Annotated in this window: 20 protein-coding genes; 11 read left to right on the plus strand and 9 right to left on the minus strand. The window is 69.8% G+C overall.

Annotated elements, in window-relative coordinates; genetic code table 11:
- The first annotated feature begins 94 nt into the window (after nt 1-94).
- The 5 genes from FCI23_RS39415 to mscL all read left to right on the plus strand — a co-directional run bounded on the left by FCI23_RS39415 (nt 95) and on the right by mscL (nt 4,555).
- Nucleotides 95-1,588, plus strand: coding sequence for a potassium/proton antiporter (locus FCI23_RS39415; RefSeq protein WP_246144509.1), 1,494 nt, complete (start codon nt 95-97; stop codon nt 1,586-1,588).
- 221 nt (nt 1,589-1,809) lie between these two features.
- The gene (locus FCI23_RS39420) at nt 1,810-2,166 is read left to right on the plus strand and encodes an FmdB family zinc ribbon protein (protein ID WP_136728960.1); all 357 of its coding nucleotides are present in this window, start codon (nt 1,810-1,812) and stop codon (nt 2,164-2,166) included.
- A 79-nt stretch (nt 2,167-2,245) separates the two neighbouring features.
- Nucleotides 2,246-3,262, plus strand: coding sequence for a zinc-binding alcohol dehydrogenase family protein (locus tag FCI23_RS39425; RefSeq protein ID WP_407646099.1), 1,017 nt, complete (start codon nt 2,246-2,248; stop codon nt 3,260-3,262).
- Between the two features lie 53 nt (nt 3,263-3,315).
- Nucleotides 3,316-3,930, plus strand: a complete 615-nt coding sequence (locus FCI23_RS39430) for a hypothetical protein (protein ID WP_322973958.1) — start codon at nt 3,316-3,318, stop codon at nt 3,928-3,930.
- Nucleotides 3,917-4,555: a large conductance mechanosensitive channel protein MscL gene (gene mscL, locus FCI23_RS39435; RefSeq protein ID WP_136728961.1), complete on the plus strand. Its 639-nt coding sequence runs from the start codon at nt 3,917-3,919 to the stop codon at nt 4,553-4,555. Before FCI23_RS39430 ends, mscL begins: the two co-directional genes overlap by 14 nt.
- Before the next feature lie 15 nt (nt 4,556-4,570).
- Here the strand turns inward: mscL and FCI23_RS57105 are convergent, their stop codons facing one another.
- The 5 genes from FCI23_RS57105 to FCI23_RS39455 form a co-directional block, all read right to left on the minus strand.
- The gene (locus FCI23_RS57105; protein WP_169317141.1) at nt 4,571-4,741 is read right to left on the minus strand and encodes a hypothetical protein; all 171 of its coding nucleotides are present in this window, start codon (nt 4,739-4,741) and stop codon (nt 4,571-4,573) included.
- Between the two features lie 296 nt (nt 4,742-5,037).
- Entirely contained in the window at nt 5,038-7,050 is a 2,013-nt protein-coding gene (locus FCI23_RS39440; RefSeq protein ID WP_136728962.1) for a PTS fructose transporter subunit IIABC, read from the minus strand.
- A 55-nt stretch (nt 7,051-7,105) separates the two neighbouring features.
- Nucleotides 7,106-8,050 (minus strand): 1-phosphofructokinase, encoded by a 945-nt coding sequence (gene pfkB, locus FCI23_RS39445; protein ID WP_136728963.1) that lies wholly within the window; start codon nt 8,048-8,050, stop codon nt 7,106-7,108.
- Entirely contained in the window at nt 8,047-8,814 is a 768-nt protein-coding gene (locus FCI23_RS39450; protein ID WP_136728977.1) for a DeoR/GlpR family DNA-binding transcription regulator, read from the minus strand. The genes pfkB and FCI23_RS39450 overlap by 4 nt, the downstream gene beginning before the upstream one ends.
- Nucleotides 8,815-9,289: 475 nt before the next feature.
- On the minus strand, nt 9,290-10,288 hold the full coding sequence (locus tag FCI23_RS39455) for a sigma-70 family RNA polymerase sigma factor (protein WP_136728964.1): 999 nt from the start codon (nt 10,286-10,288) through the stop codon (nt 9,290-9,292).
- A gap of 165 nt (nt 10,289-10,453) precedes the next feature.
- Here FCI23_RS39455 and FCI23_RS39460 point away from each other — a divergent pair, with 165 nt between their 5' ends.
- Together FCI23_RS39460 and FCI23_RS60800 are read left to right on the plus strand one after the other, a co-directional pair.
- Nucleotides 10,454-11,002: a GNAT family N-acetyltransferase gene (locus FCI23_RS39460; protein WP_136728965.1), complete on the plus strand. Its 549-nt coding sequence runs from the start codon at nt 10,454-10,456 to the stop codon at nt 11,000-11,002.
- Between the two features lie 91 nt (nt 11,003-11,093).
- Complete coding sequence (locus tag FCI23_RS60800; RefSeq protein ID WP_246144510.1) at nt 11,094-11,774, plus strand: peptidoglycan-binding domain-containing protein; 681 nt, start codon at nt 11,094-11,096, stop codon at nt 11,772-11,774.
- A gap of 15 nt (nt 11,775-11,789) precedes the next feature.
- Here FCI23_RS60800 and FCI23_RS39470 read toward each other — a convergent pair whose 3' ends face one another.
- Complete coding sequence (locus tag FCI23_RS39470; protein WP_136728966.1) at nt 11,790-12,287, minus strand: MarR family winged helix-turn-helix transcriptional regulator; 498 nt, start codon at nt 12,285-12,287, stop codon at nt 11,790-11,792.
- Between the two features lie 108 nt (nt 12,288-12,395).
- Between FCI23_RS39470 and FCI23_RS39475 the strand changes: the two genes are divergently transcribed.
- Nucleotides 12,396-13,178, plus strand: coding sequence for a dioxygenase family protein (locus tag FCI23_RS39475; protein WP_136728967.1), 783 nt, complete (start codon nt 12,396-12,398; stop codon nt 13,176-13,178).
- Between the two features lie 18 nt (nt 13,179-13,196).
- The gene (locus FCI23_RS39480; protein WP_136728968.1) at nt 13,197-13,949 is read left to right on the plus strand and encodes a hypothetical protein; all 753 of its coding nucleotides are present in this window, start codon (nt 13,197-13,199) and stop codon (nt 13,947-13,949) included.
- Nucleotides 13,950-14,042: 93 nt separating this feature from the next.
- Here FCI23_RS39480 and FCI23_RS39485 read toward each other — a convergent pair whose 3' ends face one another.
- Together FCI23_RS39485 and FCI23_RS39490 are read right to left on the minus strand one after the other, a co-directional pair.
- Complete coding sequence (locus FCI23_RS39485; protein WP_136728969.1) at nt 14,043-15,563, minus strand: MFS transporter; 1,521 nt, start codon at nt 15,561-15,563, stop codon at nt 14,043-14,045.
- Between the two features lie 101 nt (nt 15,564-15,664).
- Nucleotides 15,665-16,309 carry a TetR/AcrR family transcriptional regulator gene (locus FCI23_RS39490; protein WP_246144511.1) on the minus strand — a complete coding sequence of 215 codons (645 nt, stop codon included), beginning with the start codon at nt 16,307-16,309 and terminating at the stop codon, nt 15,665-15,667.
- Between the two features lie 127 nt (nt 16,310-16,436).
- Here FCI23_RS39490 and FCI23_RS39495 point away from each other — a divergent pair, with 127 nt between their 5' ends.
- Nucleotides 16,437-16,772, plus strand: coding sequence for a cupin domain-containing protein (locus FCI23_RS39495; RefSeq protein WP_136728971.1), 336 nt, complete (start codon nt 16,437-16,439; stop codon nt 16,770-16,772).
- 91 nt (nt 16,773-16,863) lie between these two features.
- Here the strand turns inward: FCI23_RS39495 and FCI23_RS39500 are convergent, their stop codons facing one another.
- A complete protein-coding gene (locus FCI23_RS39500; RefSeq protein WP_136728972.1) occupies nt 16,864-17,274 on the minus strand; it encodes an organic hydroperoxide resistance protein in 411 nt (136 codons plus the stop codon).
- 110 nt (nt 17,275-17,384) lie between these two features.
- Between FCI23_RS39500 and FCI23_RS39505 the strand changes: the two genes are divergently transcribed.
- Nucleotides 17,385-17,870: a MarR family winged helix-turn-helix transcriptional regulator gene (locus FCI23_RS39505; RefSeq protein WP_136728973.1), complete on the plus strand. Its 486-nt coding sequence runs from the start codon at nt 17,385-17,387 to the stop codon at nt 17,868-17,870.
- Nucleotides 17,871-18,148 lie beyond the last annotated feature (278 nt).

An 18,148-nucleotide genomic window follows, 5' to 3' on the forward strand; every position in this document is an offset into this window, starting at 1 on the left:
CCGTGAAGGTGTCCGTTTCCTGGCTGTCTTCCTGTCCGGCCGAGCGAGGAAGGACCGTGTCCTGACTGTCGACCGTCTCAATGAACTCCTGCTAATGGGCGCCCTGGTGCTGCTCATCGCCGTCGTCGCGGTGCGGCTGGCGTCGCGCAGCGGCCTGCCCAGCCTGCTCATATATCTCGGCATAGGTGTCGTGATAGGCCAGGACGGCCTGGGCGTCCGCTTCGACAACGCCGAACTCACCCAAGTGCTGGGATACGCCGCACTGGTCGTGATACTCGCCGAGGGCGGGCTCGGCACCAAGTGGCATGAGATACGGCCGGTCGTTCCGGCCGCGGCGGTGCTGGCGACAGCCGGTGTCGCGGTCAGTGTGGGCATCACGGCCGCCGCCGCGCACTACCTGGTGAACCTGGACTGGCGGCAGTCGCTGATCATCGGCGCGGTGGTGTCGTCCACGGATGCCGCCGCCGTCTTCTCGGTACTCCGGAAGGTGCCGCTGCCACCCCGGCTGACCGGTCTCCTGGAAGCCGAATCCGGCTTCAATGACGCCCCTGTCGTCATCCTGGTGGTGGCTTTGTCGGCGTCCGGGCATGCCGAGCGCTGGTACGCACTGCTCGGCGAGATCGCGCTGGAACTGGCGATCGGCGCGGCCATCGGGCTGGCCATCGGATTCCTCGGGGCGCTCGCGATGAAGCACGTGGCTCTGCCCGCGTCCGGTCTCTACCCGATCGCGGTGATGGCGATCATGGTGCTCGCCTACGCGGCAGGCGCGCTCGCACACGGGTCCGGCTTCCTCGCCGTATATGTGGCGTCCGTCATCCTGGGCAACGCGAAGCTGCCACACCGGCCGGCCACCCGAGGCTTCGCGGACGGGCTGGCGTGGCTCGCGCAGATAGGGCTCTTCGTACTGCTGGGCCTGCTGGTGACACCCCACGATCTGGCCGGCGACATATGGCCGGCGGTGATCGTCGGGCTGGTGCTCACCGCGGTGGCCCGGCCGCTGTCGGTGCTGCTCAGCCTGGCGCCGTTCCATATGTCATGGCGCGATCAGGTGCTGCTGTCATGGGCCGGGCTGCGCGGCGCGGTACCGATTGTGCTCGCGACGATCCCCATGGTGACCGGGGTCTCGGAGAGCCGGCGAATCTTCAACATCGTCTTTGTGCTGGCCATCGTCTACACCCTCATCCAGGGGCCGACCCTGCCGTGGCTGGCGCGGCGCCTCCGGCTCGGCGACCCCGAGGCCCCGACCGACCTCGGCATCGAATCGGCTCCCTTGGAGCGGCTGCGCGGCCACCTGCTGTCGGTCTCCGTCCCCGAGGAGTCCCTGATGCACGGCGTCGAGGTGGGCGAACTGCGGCTGCCTGCCGGGGCAGCGGTGACCCTGGTCGTACGGGACGGCAAGAGCTTCGTACCGGCGCCGACGACCGTGCTCCAGCGGGGCGACGAACTGCTGGTCGTGGCGACCGACCCGGTACGCGACGCCACCGAGGCACGGCTGCGGGCGATCGGACACGGCGGAAAGCTCGCCCAGTGGCTGGGCGCGGGCGGACGGCCCGGGGGCGGCCCCGGAGGGCCGCGGAAGGCGCCCTGAGGGGGCTCCGCCGGGCGGCATCAGGGGGCTGTTGGGGTCCCGCCAGTGCCCGCACCGAGGCCTTCGCCCGGCGCCACCGCCGGTCCCCCTCGGCGGCACCTGGGAGGGTGGCGGCACGTGGCGTCGGTCACCGAGTGCCAGTGGCAGTGGACTGACGGGCTGGAATACTGCAATATTGTGCGTGGTTAGCACTCATCAAGTGAGAGTGCCAGGAGGAGTACGTGCCGACCTATCAGTACCAGTGCACCGCATGCGGCGAGAGCCTCGAGGCAGTGCAGAAGTTCACCGACGACGCCCTCAGTGTGTGCCCGAACTGTGAGGGACGTCTCCGCAAGGTGTTCTCCGCGGTCGGCGTCGTCTTCAAGGGCTCGGGTTTCTACCGGACCGACAGCCGCAGCTCGTCGTCCGCCAGCGCCCCGGCGCCCGCGACTTCGCCTTCGGCGAAGAGCGGCACCGAGTCGTCCAAGCCGTCGACCTCCACGAGTTCCTCCGGCGGTTCCTCGGGCTCGTCCGGGTCTTCCGGCTCGGGCTCCTCGGGTTCCTCCGGCTCCTCGTCGAACAGCAGCTCCGCCGCCTGAGGGGCGGCTCCGCGCACCGACGGCAGCTGAGGATCCGCACCACCGGGCACGAAGGCAGAAACCGCCGCAGACTGGATGTGTGGCACAGACGCCGGAGACACTGCGCGGATGGGCTGTAGGCCGCCCCGGACCGATCGGTACGGGGCCGCTGCGGCGTGTCCGGCGCCAGGTGCCGGTCCCCGGGCCGGGCCTGCTGCTCGCGGTCGAGGCCTGCGGCGTGTGCCGCACAGACCTCCACCTCGCCGAGGGGGACCTCGCTCCGCACCGGGCGGAGACCATCCCGGGCCATGAGATCGTCGGCCGCGTCGTGGCCGCGGGAGAAGCCGCCACGGGTTTTGAAATCGGCGACCGCGCCGGGGGCGCTTGGCTGCGGGGCACCTGTGGCATCTGCGCCTACTGCCGACAGGGCCGGGAGAACCTCTGCCCGGATTCCGTCTACACCGGCTGGGACGCCGACGGCGGCTTCGCCGACTTCACCGTAGTACCGGCCGCCTACGCGTACCGGCTGCCTCAGGAGCAGGACGCCGTCCGGCTGGCTCCCCTGCTCTGCGCCGGGATCATCGGCTACCGGGCGTTGCGCCGCAGCGCGCTGCCGCCGGGCGGACGGCTGGGTATCTATGGCTTCGGGGCCTCGGCCCACCTGACGGCGCAGGTCGCCCTCGCCGAGGGCGCGACCGTTCATGTGCTGACCCGGTCGGCGCGGGCCCGTGAGCTGGCCCTGGATCTGGGGGCCGCGTCAGCGGGCGGGGCGTACGACCGGCCGCCGGAGCCGCTGGATTCGGCGGTGCTGTTCGCGCCGACAGGCGAGCTGGTGCCGGTGGCGCTGGAGGCGCTGGACCGGGCGGGGACGCTGGCGGTGGCCGGGATCCATCTCTCGGACATCCCGGTGCTGAATTACCGGCGGCATCTCTTCCAGGAGCGGAATCTGCGCAGCGTGACCTCCAACACGCGCGAGGACGGCCGGGAGTTCCTGGATCTGGCGGCCAGGATCGGAATCAGGGTCACCACCACCCCGTATCCGCTGGACCGCGCCGACCAGGCGCTCGCGGACCTGGCCGGGGGCCGGGTCAACGGCGCGGCGGTGCTCGTCCCCTGACGCCACCCCGACCCCCACCCCAACGGGTGACGGAGTTATCCACAACCGCCGAGTTGTCCACAGGTCCAGGGCAGCCGTCAGCGCTGTACGGGATCGTAGAGAGCGTCAACCGGATCCTCAACGGGCGGGCGGTGGTCGTGATGTGGGAAAACGGCGCGGCGGGTACTCCCCCGCCATCCGGAGTGCCGGTGTTCGTGCCGATCCGCGCCGGAGGTGGCCGGCACCGGATGCGGCGTGCGCTCCGCCGCCGCCGGCGGGCGGTGGTGGCGGGGCTGGCGATGACGGCGGCGGCGCTCGCGGCGGCAGGCCCGCGCGGGGAGGCGCGTGCGGTACGCACGGAACGGGCACACACCCGGCCTGAGCCCGGCGGGACAGTCTCGGCGCCGGTACGGATCGCCGACGCGGCGGCGGTGCGGCTGCTTCGTCCGGGCGACCTGGTGGATGTTCTGGCCGGGGCCCGCGTGGTCGCGGCGGGCGCGCCGGTCGTATCCGTACCGGACATGTCCGACACTCCGGGGGCGGCGGACAGCGGTGACGAGGGGGCGCTGGTGGTGCTGTCGGTGCCGCGGGAGACGGCGCGCACACTCGCCGGGGCGGCGACATCCACCACACCGCTGGCGGTCACGATGCCGGCACCCGGAAGCGGGCCATCGCATGCCTACCGCTGAGGCCCGGCGTCACTTTGTGCTGACGGCAACTGTCGTCTATTTTCTGGTCATCCTGCCGCTCAACGCCTGCGACCGCCGTACGGAGATCCGCGGCCTGTTGGCGAATGCCATTGAGTGGGCTCACCCATACGAGAGGACCAGATCCTTGAAGGGCTTCAAAGCCTTCCTGTTGCGCGGCAATGTCGTGGAACTCGCGGTCGCGGTGGTCATCGGTGCCGCGTTCAGCAAGATCGTCGACAGCTTCGTCAAGGGGGTCATCAACCCGGTCGTGGGTGCCTTCGGCACCAAGAACCTCGACGGGTACGCCTGGTGCATCAAGTCCCCCTGCACGGTCGTCGCCTCGACCGGTGAGGTCAAGGCCGGTGTCGCCATCGCCTGGGGCTCCGTGCTGGGCTCGACATTCACCTTCGTGATGACCGCCGCCGTGGTGTACTTCCTGCTCATCCTCCCGATGAACAAGCTCAACGAGCGCCGCAAGGCGGGCCAGCCGGAGCCCGCAGAGCTGGTCACCGAGCTGGAAGTGCTGACCGAGATCCGCGACCTGCTCGCCCGTGAGGCCGCGACCGGCCGCGGCTCAGTACCCGCTCCGGCGGACTACAACGCGTACAACAAAAGCCGCCAGTAGTAGCGCGGCAACGCCTCACAGGTGGTGCGGCGGCTTCTCGTCGAGGAATCGCGCGAGGTCGTCCTGGCCGCTGCCGCCTGTGGGGCGCTCACCCCAGCCCGCGTCAGTGTCGTCACCGCTCTGCCGGTCCAGCGGATCGTCGAAGATCAGTGCGGCGGCTGCGGCGGGTTCCGGTGCGGTGGTCATAGGCTCCAGCGTACGGCCCCACGCGCTCTGCGGGTCTGCCCTCACGCTGACCACGGACTGACGCACCCGCAGCCTCGGTGAGCTGCGTCACATCAGGGAAGCGCGTGCGGCAAACCGCTTCTCGGCGTCGTCAGCAGGGCGAGGACTGATCCGAACATGAACAGACGCGTGCCCCGGGCAGCCGAGCCGAGCCGGAGACCACGGTGGACGTAGCCGACGCCCCATGCAGGCAAAGGCCCGGCCACGCGCCGAGGGGAAGTTCGCGCGTGGCCGGGCCGGTGGGAGGGGGCGGGGTGTCAGGCAACCACCGGGATCTTGGCGTCGTCGACGGGGGCGGGTATGGCGGCCTCCTGCTCGGCCTGCGCGGTCTTGCGGAGGCCCTTGAGCAGGACGACAAGGCCGGCGGTGACAAGGGTTCCAGCGGCGATGGCGATCAGGTAGAGGAACGGCTTGCCGATCAGGCCGATGACGAAGATGCCGCCGTGCGGGGCCCGGAGGGTGGAGCCGAAGCCCATGCTGAGGGCACCGGTGACGGCACCGCCCACCATGGAGGAGGGGATGACGCGCAGCGGATCGGCGGCGGCGAACGGGATGGCGCCTTCACTGATGAAGGAGGCGCCCAGCACCCAGGCGGCCTTGCCGTTCTCGCGCTCGGTCGGGGTGAAGAGCTTGCCCCGGACGGTGGTCGCGAGGGCCATGGCCAGCGGAGGGACCATACCTGCGGCCATCACGGCGGCCATGATCTTCATGCTGTTCTCGCTGGGGTTGGTGACCGCGATGCCGGCAGTGGCGAAAGCGTAGGCCACCTTGTTGACCGGCCCGCCGAGGTCGAAGCACATCATCAGGCCGAGGATGATGCCGAGGAAGACGGCGTTGGTGCCGGAGAGGCCGTTCAGCCAGTCGGTCATGCCCTTCTGGGCAGAGGCGATCGGCTTGCCGATCACCACGAACATCAGGAAGCCGACGACGATCGACGACAGCAGTGGGATCACCACCACCGGCATGATGCCGCGCAGCACCTTCGGGATGTTGACCCGCTGGATCGCCAGCACCACCGCGCCCGCGACCAGGCCCGCCGCCAGACCCCCGAGGAAGCCCGCGTTGATCGTGACGGCGATCGCGCCGCCGACGAAGCCGGGGACGAGTCCGGGGCGGTCGGCCATACCGAAGGCGATGTAACCGGCGAGAACCGGGACGAGGAAGCCGAAGGCGGCGGCGCCGATCTGGAACATCAGCGCGGCCCAGCTGTCCGCCTGGAGCCAGGCGAAATGATCGATGACGGACGGAGCCGACTTGACCTGGTAGCCGCCGATCGCGAAGCCGAGTGCGATCAGCAGACCGCCCGCAGCGACAAACGGGACCATGTAGCTGACGCCGGTCATCAGCCACTTGCGGAGCTTGATACCGAAGTGCTCATGGGGCCCGGCGCCGATGTCCATCGGGACGCCACCGCCGGTGGCGGGCGCGGTGACCTCGCCGCGGGCGGCCTTGCCGCGCACCTCGTCGATGAGCTCGCCGGGGCGGTTGATGCCGGCCTTGACGCCCACATCAACGGTCGGCTTACCGGAGAATCGTTCCTTCTCCCGCACCTCGACATCGTGCGCGAAGATCACGGCGTCGGCGGCGGCGATGACCGACGGGTCAAGGCGGGTGAACCCGGCCGAACCCTGGGTCTCGACGGTGATCTCGATGCCCTTGTCCTCGCCGGCCTTCTGCAGCGACTCGGCGGCCATATAGGTGTGCGCGATGCCGGTCGGGCAGGAAGTGACGGCGACGATACGGAACGGCGGCGCCGCTTCCGGGGCAGCCACGCTGCTCGCGGGGGCCTCGTCGCCCGCGCCGGGCGCCGCGCTCGCCGCGGGAGCATCCTCGTCACCGCGGATCAGGGCCGCCACCTGCGCCGGGTCGTCCGCCGAGCGCAGCGCGCCGGTGAAGTCGGCGTCCATCAGCCGGCGGGCCAGCGCCGACAGGATGGTGAGATGCTCCGAATCGGCACCGGCCGGAGCCGCGATCAGGAAGATCAGGTCGGCCGGACCGTCGGGGGCGCCGAAGTCGACCTTCGCCGCACTGCGGCCGAAGGCGAGGGACGGCTCGGTGACGTGCTCACTGCGGCAGTGCGGGATGCCGATACCGCCGTCGAGGCCGGTCGGCATCTGGGCCTCGCGCGCCGCCACGTCGGCAAGGAAGCCGTCGAGGTCGGTCACCCGGCCCGCGGTGACAAGCCGTACGGCGAGTGACCGGGCGGCGGCTTGCTTGGTGTCGGCGGTCAGGTCGAGGTCGACCAGATCCGCGGTGATCATGTCGCTCATCTCGCGGCTCCATTACTCGCGATGCCGCCCAGGGGAAGGGCGGTGGGGACAAAGGTCACGCCGGCTCCTTGAGGAGGCGGTCCAGCGGGACATCGGCAGTCGTGAGGACCGCCGAGGGCTTGAGATCGGTCGGCGCCGGCATGACGCTGCCGGGAAGCTGCACGGCGGCGGCTCCATGCGCGACGGCCGAGGCCAGCGCGGCCTCACCGGCCCCGCCTGCGACGAGGAATCCGGCGAGCGAGGCGTCGCCCGCGCCGACATTGCTGCGTACGGTGTCGACCTCGGCGTGCCCGTAGTACGTACCGGTGTCGTCGACCAGCAGCTGGCCATCCGCGCCGAGGCTGGCGAGCACGGCCCGCGCGCCCATGGTGCGCAGCTCGTCGGCGGCCTTCACCGCGTCGCCGATGGTGGCCAGCGGACGGCCCACGGCCTCGGCCAGCTCCTCCGCGTTCGGCTTGACGACTTCGGGGCACTGGCGCAGGGCCGCGAGCAGCGACGGGCCGGAGGTGTCCAGGGCGACCTTGGCCCCGGCGCGATGGGCCCGCGACACCAGCTCGGCGTACCAGGAGGGCGCGAGGCCGCGCGGCAGGCTGCCGCAGCACGCGATCCAGCAGGCACCGGCCGAGTGGGTGCGTACCGACTCGAGCAGCGCCTCCGACTCGGCCACGCTGATCTGCGGGCCCGCCGCATTGATCTTGGTGAGGGTGCCGTCGGGCTCCGCCACCGAGATATTGACCCGGGTCCGGCCGGAGATCTCCACACCCGCCACCTCGATGCCCTGCTGCACCAGCAGCCGCGCCAGCAGCACACCCTCCGGGCCGCCCAGCGGCAGCAACGCGACCGTACGGTGGCCTGCGGCCTCGACCGCCCGGGAGACATTGACGCCCTTCCCGCCCGGGTCGACCCGGTCGACGGTGGCGCGCAGCACCTCGCCACGAGCGAGTGACGGCACCTCATAGGTGCGGTCCAGACTGGGATTGGGAGTAACGGTAACGATCACGCGCGCACTACTTCCACGCCCTCGCGCTCGATCGCGCGAGCATCCTCGGGGCTGAGGCCGTCATCCGTGATGAGCAGGTCCACATCGGAGAGCGCCCCGAAGCGGGCGAAATGCGCCTTGCCCGACTTTGTGGAGTCCGCGAGCAGCACGACACGCCGTGCCGCGCCGATGATGGCCCGCTTCACGGCCGCCTCGGCCAGGTCCGGAGTGGTCAGTCCCTCTTCCAGGGAGAAGCCGTTGGCTGCGATGAACGCCACGTCCGCGTTGATCTCGCTGTACGCGCGCAGCGCCCACGCGTCGACCGCCGCCCGCGTACGGTGCCTCAGGCGGCCGCCCACCAGATGGAGCGTGAGCTCCGGGAACTCGGCCAGGCGGGCAGCGGTCGGCAGTGCGTGCGTTACGACTGTGAACCGTGAGTCCAGCGGCAGCGCTGTCGCGAGGCGCGCGGTCGTCGAGCCCGCGTCCAGCAGGATGCTTCCGGTTCCGTCCGCCGGCAGCTCGGCCAGCGCGGCGCGGGCGATCCGGTCCTTCTCGTCCGCCGCGGTCGCTTCGCGCTCGTTCAGATCCGGCTCGAAGTCCAGCCTCCCCGCGGGGATCGCACCACCGTGCACACGCCGGATCAGCCCGGCCCGGTCCAGCGCCTTCAGGTCCCGGCGGACCGTCTCCGGCGTCACGTCGAACTCCTCGGCCAGCGCCGGGACTTCAACGCGACCGCGGTCGCGGGCGAGCCGCAGGATCTCCTGCTGGCGCTCGGGTGCGTACATTTCTGTTTGCGTCCGTTTCATGTCCGTACCTGTGGCTTCGGCGCCACGCTACGCCCGCACTGCGGGAAAGTAAACACATTCAGACGTCGCCCTCGCCGGGCAGGCCGAGGCGACGCCGGGTACCTCCGGCAGGGTTCCGCACCGTCTGCAGTGGTTGCCGCTTTGTCCTCAAACGCCGGACGGGCTGGGTTTGCGTTGCTGGGCCGGCACGGTTCCGCCCCCTCTGCCGGGCGTGCCGGTTCCTCCCGGCCGAAGGCTGGGGGAGGTAGCTGGTGGGGGCACCTCCCGGCCGAAGGTTGGGGGAGAGTCACCCCGGAGGCGACCCCGACCCAAGAACCGGCAGACGCCGTCAACCCCGGTGTGGGGCACCAAAAGCCAGCGCCGCCCCGGCCGGCCCGGCGAGGGCAAGGCCGAGCCCCGGCGCGGGGGGGGTAGCGCCAGGGCTCGGGTCGGGGGGCGGCGTTGCCGCCGCGGATCAAGCGGCTTCGTACTCCAGGCCGCGGTCGCGCGCCATGCGCTTCAAATCGGCGAGGGCATGCTTCTCGATCTGGCGGATCCGCTCACGGGTGAGACCGTGCTGCTTGCCGACTTCGGTAAGCGTACGCTCGCGGCCGTCCTCGATGCCGTAGCGGGCCCGGATGATGGACGCGGTGCGTTCGTCGAGCCGGCCGATGAGGCCGTCGAGCTCCTCACGGCGCAGCATGACAAGCACGGAGTCCTCGGGGGAAGCCGCAGAGGTGTCCTCGACGAGATCCCCGAATTGGGTCTCGCCCTCGTCGTCGACGGCCATGTTGAGGCTCACGGGGTCGCGGGCCCAGTCAAGGACATCGGAGACACGCTCGGGGGTGGACCCGAGCTCGGTCGCGATCTCCGCGGGCTCGGGATCGCGCCCGTGTTCGCGGTTGAACTCGCGCTGGACGCGACGGACGCGTCCGAGCTCCTCGACGAGGTGGACGGGCAGCCGGATCGTGCGCGACTGGTCGGCGATGGACCGGGTGATCGCCTGGCGGATCCACCACGTGGCGTATGTCGAGAACTTGAAGCCCTTGGCGTAGTCGAACTTCTCGACCGCCCGCACCAGGCCGGCGTTCCCCTCCTGGATCAGGTCCAGCAGCGGCAGCCCGCTGCGCGGATAGCGCCGCGCCACGGCCACGACGAGCCGGAGGTTGGACCGTATGAAGACGTCCTTGGCCCGCGCACCTTCGGCGGCTATCGCCTCCAGCTCCTCACGGCTGGCCCCCGCACCGGGGGTGCGGCCGTCGGCGAACTCCTCGCCGGCGAGGATCTGCTCTGCGTAGACTCCGGCCTCTACGGCCCTGGAGAGCTCAACCTCCTGCGCGGCGTCGAGCAGCGGCGTCCGGGCGATCTCGTCAAGGTACATACCGACGAGGTCGCGGTCCGCCACCTCCGCGCGGCCTGCGCGAGCGCTGCTGGTCCCGTTAGCGTTACGACGGGCGACGGCGCGGGTTGCCATGCGTGCTCCCTTACGAGGTTCCGATCGGGTATGGGGTGGACTCTTCATCCTTCGGGTGCCCACTCGAAAAGAGATAACGACTGGAATCCGGACACAATTCCCACCCCGACCACCGATTTTTGTGATCTTGCAGTACCCTGTCGGGTCGCGGAGAAAGGCGAGTATGTGCCAGAGGCCACAGAAGTGCAGGTCAGGCCCGCTGGGGAGGATGATCTGGCGGACCTCACCGAGATCTACAACCATTATGTACGGGAGACGCCGATCACCTTCGATCTGGAGCCATTGACGCCGCAGCAGCGCCGTCCGTGGCTTCTCTCCCATCCGGAAGACGGCCCGCACCGCCTTTTGGTTGCCTGCGGCGGCCCGGGTGGCCGGATCCTGGGCTACGCGACCAGCGGCCCCTTCCGGCCCAAGGCGGCATACGCGACTTCCGTCGAGACCAGCGTCTACTGCGCGCCGGACGCGGGTGGCCGCGGTACCGGCACGCTTCTCTACAAGGCCCTCTTCGAGGCGCTGCGTGAGGAGGATGTGCACCGCGCGTACGCCGGGATCGCACAGCCGAACGAGGCCTCGGTCCGCCTGCACGCGCGCTTCGGCTTCCAGCCGGTCGGTGTGTACCGCGAGGTCGGCCGGAAGTTCGGCCGGTACTGGGACGTGGCTTGGTACGAGAAGGACCTCAGCCCCGGGACGGGGGCCGGCACCCGCCGTACGTAGCGCATCAGCGCCGGCGCCGGGGCGCATCGCGGAAAATGCCCCGGCGCGTTCCGCCGGCTCCTAACGTCCGGGGGAGGCAGAGGAGGCTGATGTGGCGGACCATAATCACCCCGGAAGGCCGTCCGGCCGTACGGTGATCGAGCCGACCCGGGTCATCGGGCCGCTCAGGACGAGCCGGCGACTGGACGACGACGATCTGTTCCGCCCGGCCGACCCCGCGCCCCGCCTCGAGCCCGCTTCGGCACTCCCCCCGCCCTCCGGCTCCGAGGACGACACCACGGAGCTGGACCTCGGTCTGGACAAGGCCGGTCCGGCAGCCGGAGAAGCCGCTCCCGAGCGCCACGCAAAGCAGCGCGGCACATGGCAGGGCAAGCGGCTGCACGCGGTGGTCGCCGCGAGCATAGCCTCCGGGTTCGTGCTGGCGATGGTGCTGACGGCCCGCATCGTCATCCCGGCCTCCCCGACCACCCCGCAGGCCGCCGCGACGGCTTCGGCGACACCGACGCAGCCAGTGGCGTCGCAGGCCGCCCAGCCGAGCGCCGCCGCCGTCGTCGTACTGCGGCAGGGCGACAGCGGGCCCGAGGTGTCCGACCTCCAGTCCCGCCTGCTGCGGATCCCGAACGTCTACCCGGACGGGAAGGTCGACGGCCAGTACGACGCCGTGCTCACCGAGGCGGTGGCCCGCTTCCAGCTCTGGTACGGGATACGCGGCGACGAGGACGGCGAGTACGGCGATGCCACCCGGCGCGACCTGGAGTCACGTACGTCGTAGCCCGGCCCGCGGGCGCTAGCGGAGCCACGGCAGGTCCGCCGGTCCCCCGGACTCGGGCTGGAGTCCCTGCGTGATGATCCGGCAGATCTCCCCGAGCTGCGTCACCTGCTCGGGCGTGAGCCGGTCGAAGATGGCGGTGCGGACCTGCTCGGCGTGGCCGGGGGCGGCGGCCTCCAGCGCCGAGAAACCCTTGTCCGTGAGGACGGCGAGCTGTCCGCGCCGGTCGGACGGGCAGTGTTCGCGGCGCACCCAGCCGCTTTGCTCCAACCGGGAGATGGCGTGTGAGAGACGGCTGCGGGTAATCTTCGAACGCTCCGCGAGATCGGTCATACGCATGCTGCGACCAGGGGTTTCGGAGAGCCAGACCAGCAGGGTGTAATAAGCGTGTGGCATGGCGGCGTCGCGCTGGAGCTGTCGGTCCAGGGCATCCGAGACGAGTTGCGTCGATGCCATGTAGGCGCGCCAGGTGCGCTGTTCCTCCTCGTTGAGCCAGCGAGGTCCGGGTGTTGTCATGGTCGCTACTTTACCAAATTCGCTTGAATTTTCAAGCTCTTCGACGTATCGTCACCCTGTACTGACTTGAAACTTCAAGCATATCCGGCACCGTCCAAGGAGCCCCAGATGACCACCGCACTGGAGCGGATGCCCGCCCTCTATCTGTCGCACGGCGCCCCGCCGCTGGCCGACGACCCGGTCTGGCCCGGCGAGCTGGCTGCCTGGTCGTCCGGCCTGCCGCGCCCGAAGGCGATCCTGATGGTCTCCGCGCACTGGGAGGAGGCCCCGCTCGCCCTGGGCGCGACCACGAGCGTCCCGCTGGTGTACGACTTCTGGGGCTTTCCTCAGCACTATTACGAGGTGAAGTACGCCGCCCCGGGCGCGCCGGCCCTCGCCGAGTCGGTACGGAAGCTGCTGCGCGGCGCGGGCACCCCGGTGCAGGACACGCCCGACCGCGGGCTGGATCACGGCGCATATGTGCCGCTCGTCGAGATGTTCCCGGATGCCGACATCCCCGTACTCCAGATCTCCATGCCGACACTGGACCCGACGGGCCTGTTCGAGATCGGCCGGAAGCTGGCTCCGCTGCGCGACGAAGGCGTGCTGATCATCGGAAGCGGGTTCTTTACTCACAATTTGTCCGCTCTCAGGCATGCTGGACAGGGCGTTCCCAGCTGGTCGACGGAGTTCGACGACTGGGGGCACCGCGCTCTGGACGCGCAGGACATCGACGCGCTGCTGGACTTCACGCACAAGTCCCCGGCCGGGCGGCTGGCCCACCCGCGAACGGAACACTTCGCACCGTTGTTCGTCACCCTGGGCGCGTCCGAGAACGACCTCGGCAACCAACGCAGCGTCATCGACGGATTCTGGATGGGAATGGCGAAACGCTCCGTCCAACTCGGCTGAACGGACCTCCGCACCACCATGAGCAGCGACAAGAAAAGCAAGGCCGCCACCGAGGACCGCCACGCCCGGCTCGCGGCGATCCGCCGGCAGGCTGAGCGCGAGCAGGCCCGCCGCAGGCTCATACGCCGGATCGGCATCGCCGCGGGCGTGCTGGTGCTGACCGGCGGTGTCGTGGGCGGCGCTATAGCGGCGCACAGCGGGGGCAAGAGCAGCAGCGCCTCCGCGGCGGCCACGAAGACGGACAGCGTGAAGAACATTCCCACCGCTGCGCTGACCCAGGTCAAGGGCGCCGCCACCAGCCCGCCGTGGGCCGCCCCCGCCGATGTCGCGACCCGGGTCGAGACCGCCGGACTGCCGATGCTGGGCGCAGAGGGTCAGGTGGAGCACATCCACGCCCACCTGGACGTGATCGTCAACGGCAAGGCCGTGACCGTACCGGCCCTGATCGGCATCGACGAGGCGGGCCAGCAGATCAGCCCGCTGCACACGCACGACACGTCGGGCGTCATCCACATCGAGTCGCCGAAGCAGGCGGACTTCACCCTCGGCCAGGTCATGACCGAGTGGAATGTGGCGCTCACGAAGGACAGCATCGGCGGGCTGAAGGCCGGAAACGGCAACGAGCTGCACGTGTACGTCAACGGCACGGAGCAGAGCGGCAACCCGGGTGCGATCAAGCTCGCCGCCCACCGGGAGATCGCGGTCGTCTACGGCAAGGCGAGCGACAAGGTGACGGTGCCGAGCAGCTACGAGTTCCCGTCCGGCGAGTAGCCGAGCAGCCGAGCAGCCGAGCAGCCGAGCGCGAAAGGCCCCGCCTCCCGGAAGGTTCCGGGAGGCGGGGCCCTGGTGGAGCGCGTCAGTGCGTCAGTGCGCGATGACCGGGATCGCCAGGTCCTCGACGCCCTCGTCCTGACCGTCACCCGAGGCGACGGCCGGGCCGCTGTCGCCCTGTCCGGTGTTGATCAGGACGGCGGCGATCGTCGCGGAGACGACCAGGATGCCGACCGCCCACCAGATCGCGGTGGCGTATCCGTGCACCGCGGCCTGGTTGATGAAGTTGGTCTTGCCCAGCTTGCCGGCCTGGGCGGCGTGCGAGGTGACCCAGGTGGCGGTGGCGCTGGCAGCGATGGTGTTGAGCAGAGCGGTGCCAATGGCGCCACCGACCTGCTGCGAGGTGTTGACCATCGCGGAGGCGACACCCGCGTCGCGCGGCTGGACGCCGTGCGTCGCCAGGCTCATCGCCGGCATGAAGGCCGTACCCATGCCCAGGCCGAGCAGGACCTCTGCGGGCAGGACCAGGGTCGTGAACGAGCTGCCGACCTGCAACTGGGTAAGGATCAGCATGCCGATCGCGGCAGTCACGAAGCCCGGCGCCATCAGCATGCGCGGCGGGACCCTGGTCATCAGCCGGGCGCCGATCTGGGTGGATCCGGTGATCATGCCCGCGATCATCGGCAGGAAGGAGAAGCCGGTCTTGACCGGCGAGTAGCCCCTGACGATCTGGAGGTAGTACGTGAGGAACAGGAACAGGCCGAACATCGCGATGACGGCCAGGCCCAGCGACATGTACACACCGCCGCGGTTACGGTCGATCACAACGCGGAGCGGCAGCAGCGGTGCCTTGACCTTGGACTCGACCAGCACGAACGCGGCGAGCAGCACAACGGCGGCGACGAACAGGCCGATGGTCGCGCCGGCCCGCCAGCCGTCGGTCTGGGCGCGGGTGAAGCCGTAGACCAGCGAGACCAGGCCGGTGGTGGCCAGGATGACGCCGGGGATGTCGAGGCTGGAGCTGTTGTGGCCGCCGGCCGGCTCGCGGATGACGAGGACGGCACCGGTGACCGCGACGATCGCGAACGGGATGTTGACGAAGAAGGTCCAGCGCCAGTCGAGGTACTCGGTGAGCAGACCGCCGAGGATCAGGCCGACAGCACCGCCGCCGCCGGCGATGGCACCGAAGATACCGAACGCCTTGGCACGCTCCTTGGCCTCGGTGAACATCACCGCGAGCAGCGAGAGCGCGGCCGGTGCGAGCAGCGCGCCGAAGGCACCCTGCAGCGCACGGGCACCGAGCAGCATCTGCTCGTTGACGGCGGCACCGCCGAGGGCGGAGGCGCCCGCGAAGCCGATCAGGCCGGTGATGAAAGTACGGCGGCGACCCCACATGTCCGCGATGCGGCCGCCGAAGAGCAGGAGTCCGCCGAAGGCCAGGGCGTAGGCGGTGATCACCCACTGGCGGTTGGCGTCGGAGATGTCGAGGCTCTTCTGGGCGGACGGGAGAGCGATATTCACGATGGTCGCGTCGAGTACGACCATCAGCTGGGCGATGGCTATGAAGGCGAGCGCCTTCCAGCGCCGGGGGTCGAGCTGAGCCGTTTCAGGCATGGGTTAACCCACATTCGGTGCGGAGATGGACGAATGACGAAGAAAGGCGTGAACAGGACTTATTCGGGACTTGTTCGCTGTTTTTACACGTCGCTGGAAGATCAGGCTGGTTTCCGAAGCTCCTCGATGGTCGCCGCCGAACCGGGCAGGATGGAGCGCGCCGGAGCCTGGAGTCCGTCCAGGAACACCTCCAGATGCCGGTGGACGAATCGATCGAAGTCCACGCAGCACCTGCCCGGCAGCGGGCGGGTGAGCTGGCTGAGCGCCAGAAAAAGGTCACCCGCGGCGACATCGGCGCGGAGTTGGCCGGAGCTGCGCGCTCTGACCATGACATCCTCGGCTGCCCGCTCCAAACGGTCACGCGCTTCCAGGACATCGGGGTCGTGGTCGTTGACGCTCCCGGAGAGCAGCAGGCACAGCGCGCCCACCCGCTCGTCGGCCGCCGCGTGCACATAGCGGCGCAGCGCCTCGAACGGGTCCGCTTCCTCGACGACCGCCGTCTCGGCCCGGTCCGCGAGGCGCCTCATGACCGACAGAGCCACCTCCCGGCTGAGCTCCCGGCGGTCGACGAAGTGCCGGTAGACCGTGGCATTGCCGACGCCCGCCCGTCGCGCGATCTCGTCGAGCGGCGCATCGGCCCCGTACTCGACGAACACCTCGCGCGCGGCGGCGACAATCCGCTCCCGGTTGCGGCTCGCGTCCGCCCGCAACCTGGGGATGCGGCATTGTCCGGTCTTGAGACCCACGTCGGCACTCCCCCCTCTGCTTCCGGGGACTAGTTCCCCGTTTCCTGGTGACGTAGATACAAACGGGGAGCTGGTCCCCGGATATTTCATGAGGCTATGTGACCTGCATCACATTAGAGTGGGAGATATGAACGACCCCGACCTCACGGCACTCGCCAACGAGCACCTCGCCAAGGCCCGCGCAGACCATCACGGCCGCAGCGCTCATCTGATCCTGCACGACGGCCCTTTGCGCCAGAGCGTCATCGCCCTTGCGGCCGGGACACAACTGCACGAACACAACGCACCGCCCGCGGCCAGTCTGCAGGTCCTGCGCGGCCACGTCCGGCTCACCACCGGTGAGGGTGGCCGCGAACTGCGCGGCGGCGAGGTTCGCACCCTTCCGCGCGAGCGCAACGGGCTGCTCGCGCTGGAGGACTCGGCGGTGCTGTTCACCGCCGTGACCGGCATCGGGCACAGATAGGGCGGCGCGGCTGGCCCTGTGCGTACGTCCGGCCCGGCAGGGGCCAATGGCCGCCCTGCCGGGCCGGATGGATATGCGTTCCCGTCCCCGGTTACTCGATGACGAGCTCGACGGGGATGTTGCCACGGGTGGCCTTGGAGTAGGGGCAGACCTCGTGGGCCTGCTTGACGAGAAGCTCGCCGGTCTCACCCGCGAGGGCCTCGGGGAGCTCGACGCGCAGCGTCACGGACAGGGCGAAGCTGGTGTCGTCCGGGCCTATGCCGACCTCGGCGGTGACGGAGATGTCACCGGTGTCGACCTTGGCCTGGCGGCCGACGAGGCCGAGAGCGCTCGCGAAACAGGCCGCGTAGCCGGCGGCGAAGAGCTGCTCGGGGTTGGTGCCCTGACCACTGCCGCCGAGGGCCGGCGGCATGGCCAGGGCGAGGTCCAGCTGGCCGTCGGAGCTGACAGCCCGTCCGTCGCGGCCATTGGCGGTGGCTACGGCGGTGTACAGCGCGCTCATGAGAAACCATCCCTCTCGAAGTACCGGGCGGCCGGACCGCCCCACAACCGCAAGTAGAGCACACAACTAAATTGTGCACAACTAAACGGCACGCGAGATACTCTGGCCGTATGACCACGAGCCTGCCGGACATCCCCGACGAGGAGCTGCTCCGCCTCGACCACCAGATCTGCTTCTCCCTGCACGCCGCTTCCCGGGCCTTCGGCAGCCTCTACCGCGACCTCCTGCGCGACGTCGGCCTCACCTACTCCCAGTACCTGGTGATGCTGGTCCTCTGGGAGCACGGCGACCTGGCGGTGAAGGCCATCGGCGAGCACCTCCGGCTGGATTCCGGGACGCTCTCCCCGCTGCTGAAGCGCCTGGAGTCCACCGGTCTCGTACGGCGTGAGCGCAGCGCCACCGACGAGCGCTCGGTCACCATCCACCTCACCGCGGCCGGGACCGCCCTGCGCGACCGTGCCGCGCTCGTCCCGCGCAGGATCTCCGCCGCGACCGGCCTGGACCTCGACGAGATGCGCGACCTCCAGGACCGGCTGCACCGCCTCACCGCAGCCCTGGACGCCGCCACCGGTGACCAACCGGCCGGAAGCCGGTAGCCGGCGCGGGAGCAGCCGAAAGACGTTCCCGGCAGGGCATTACCACACCTTCTGCCGCCACGTCCCAACCCAGTGATCACCCCTTGTCACTGTTGTCACACGCGTGGAAGGATCCGGTCACCCTCGGCCTATCTACGGTCACCGTCGCCAATGAGAGCTTTTCATCCTGAATTCGCAGGTGGGAGGCGCTGGTTTGGGGGCGGTCAGGCGTGATCGCGCTGGTAGACGGCCGTGATCATTCGGCTTGATCATCCGGCACCTGGTCGCAACCGAAAGTG

The sequence above is a fragment of the Actinacidiphila oryziradicis genome, assembly GCF_005047355.1.
Taxonomy (GTDB): Bacteria; Actinomycetota; Actinomycetes; order Streptomycetales; family Streptomycetaceae; genus Actinacidiphila; species Actinacidiphila oryziradicis.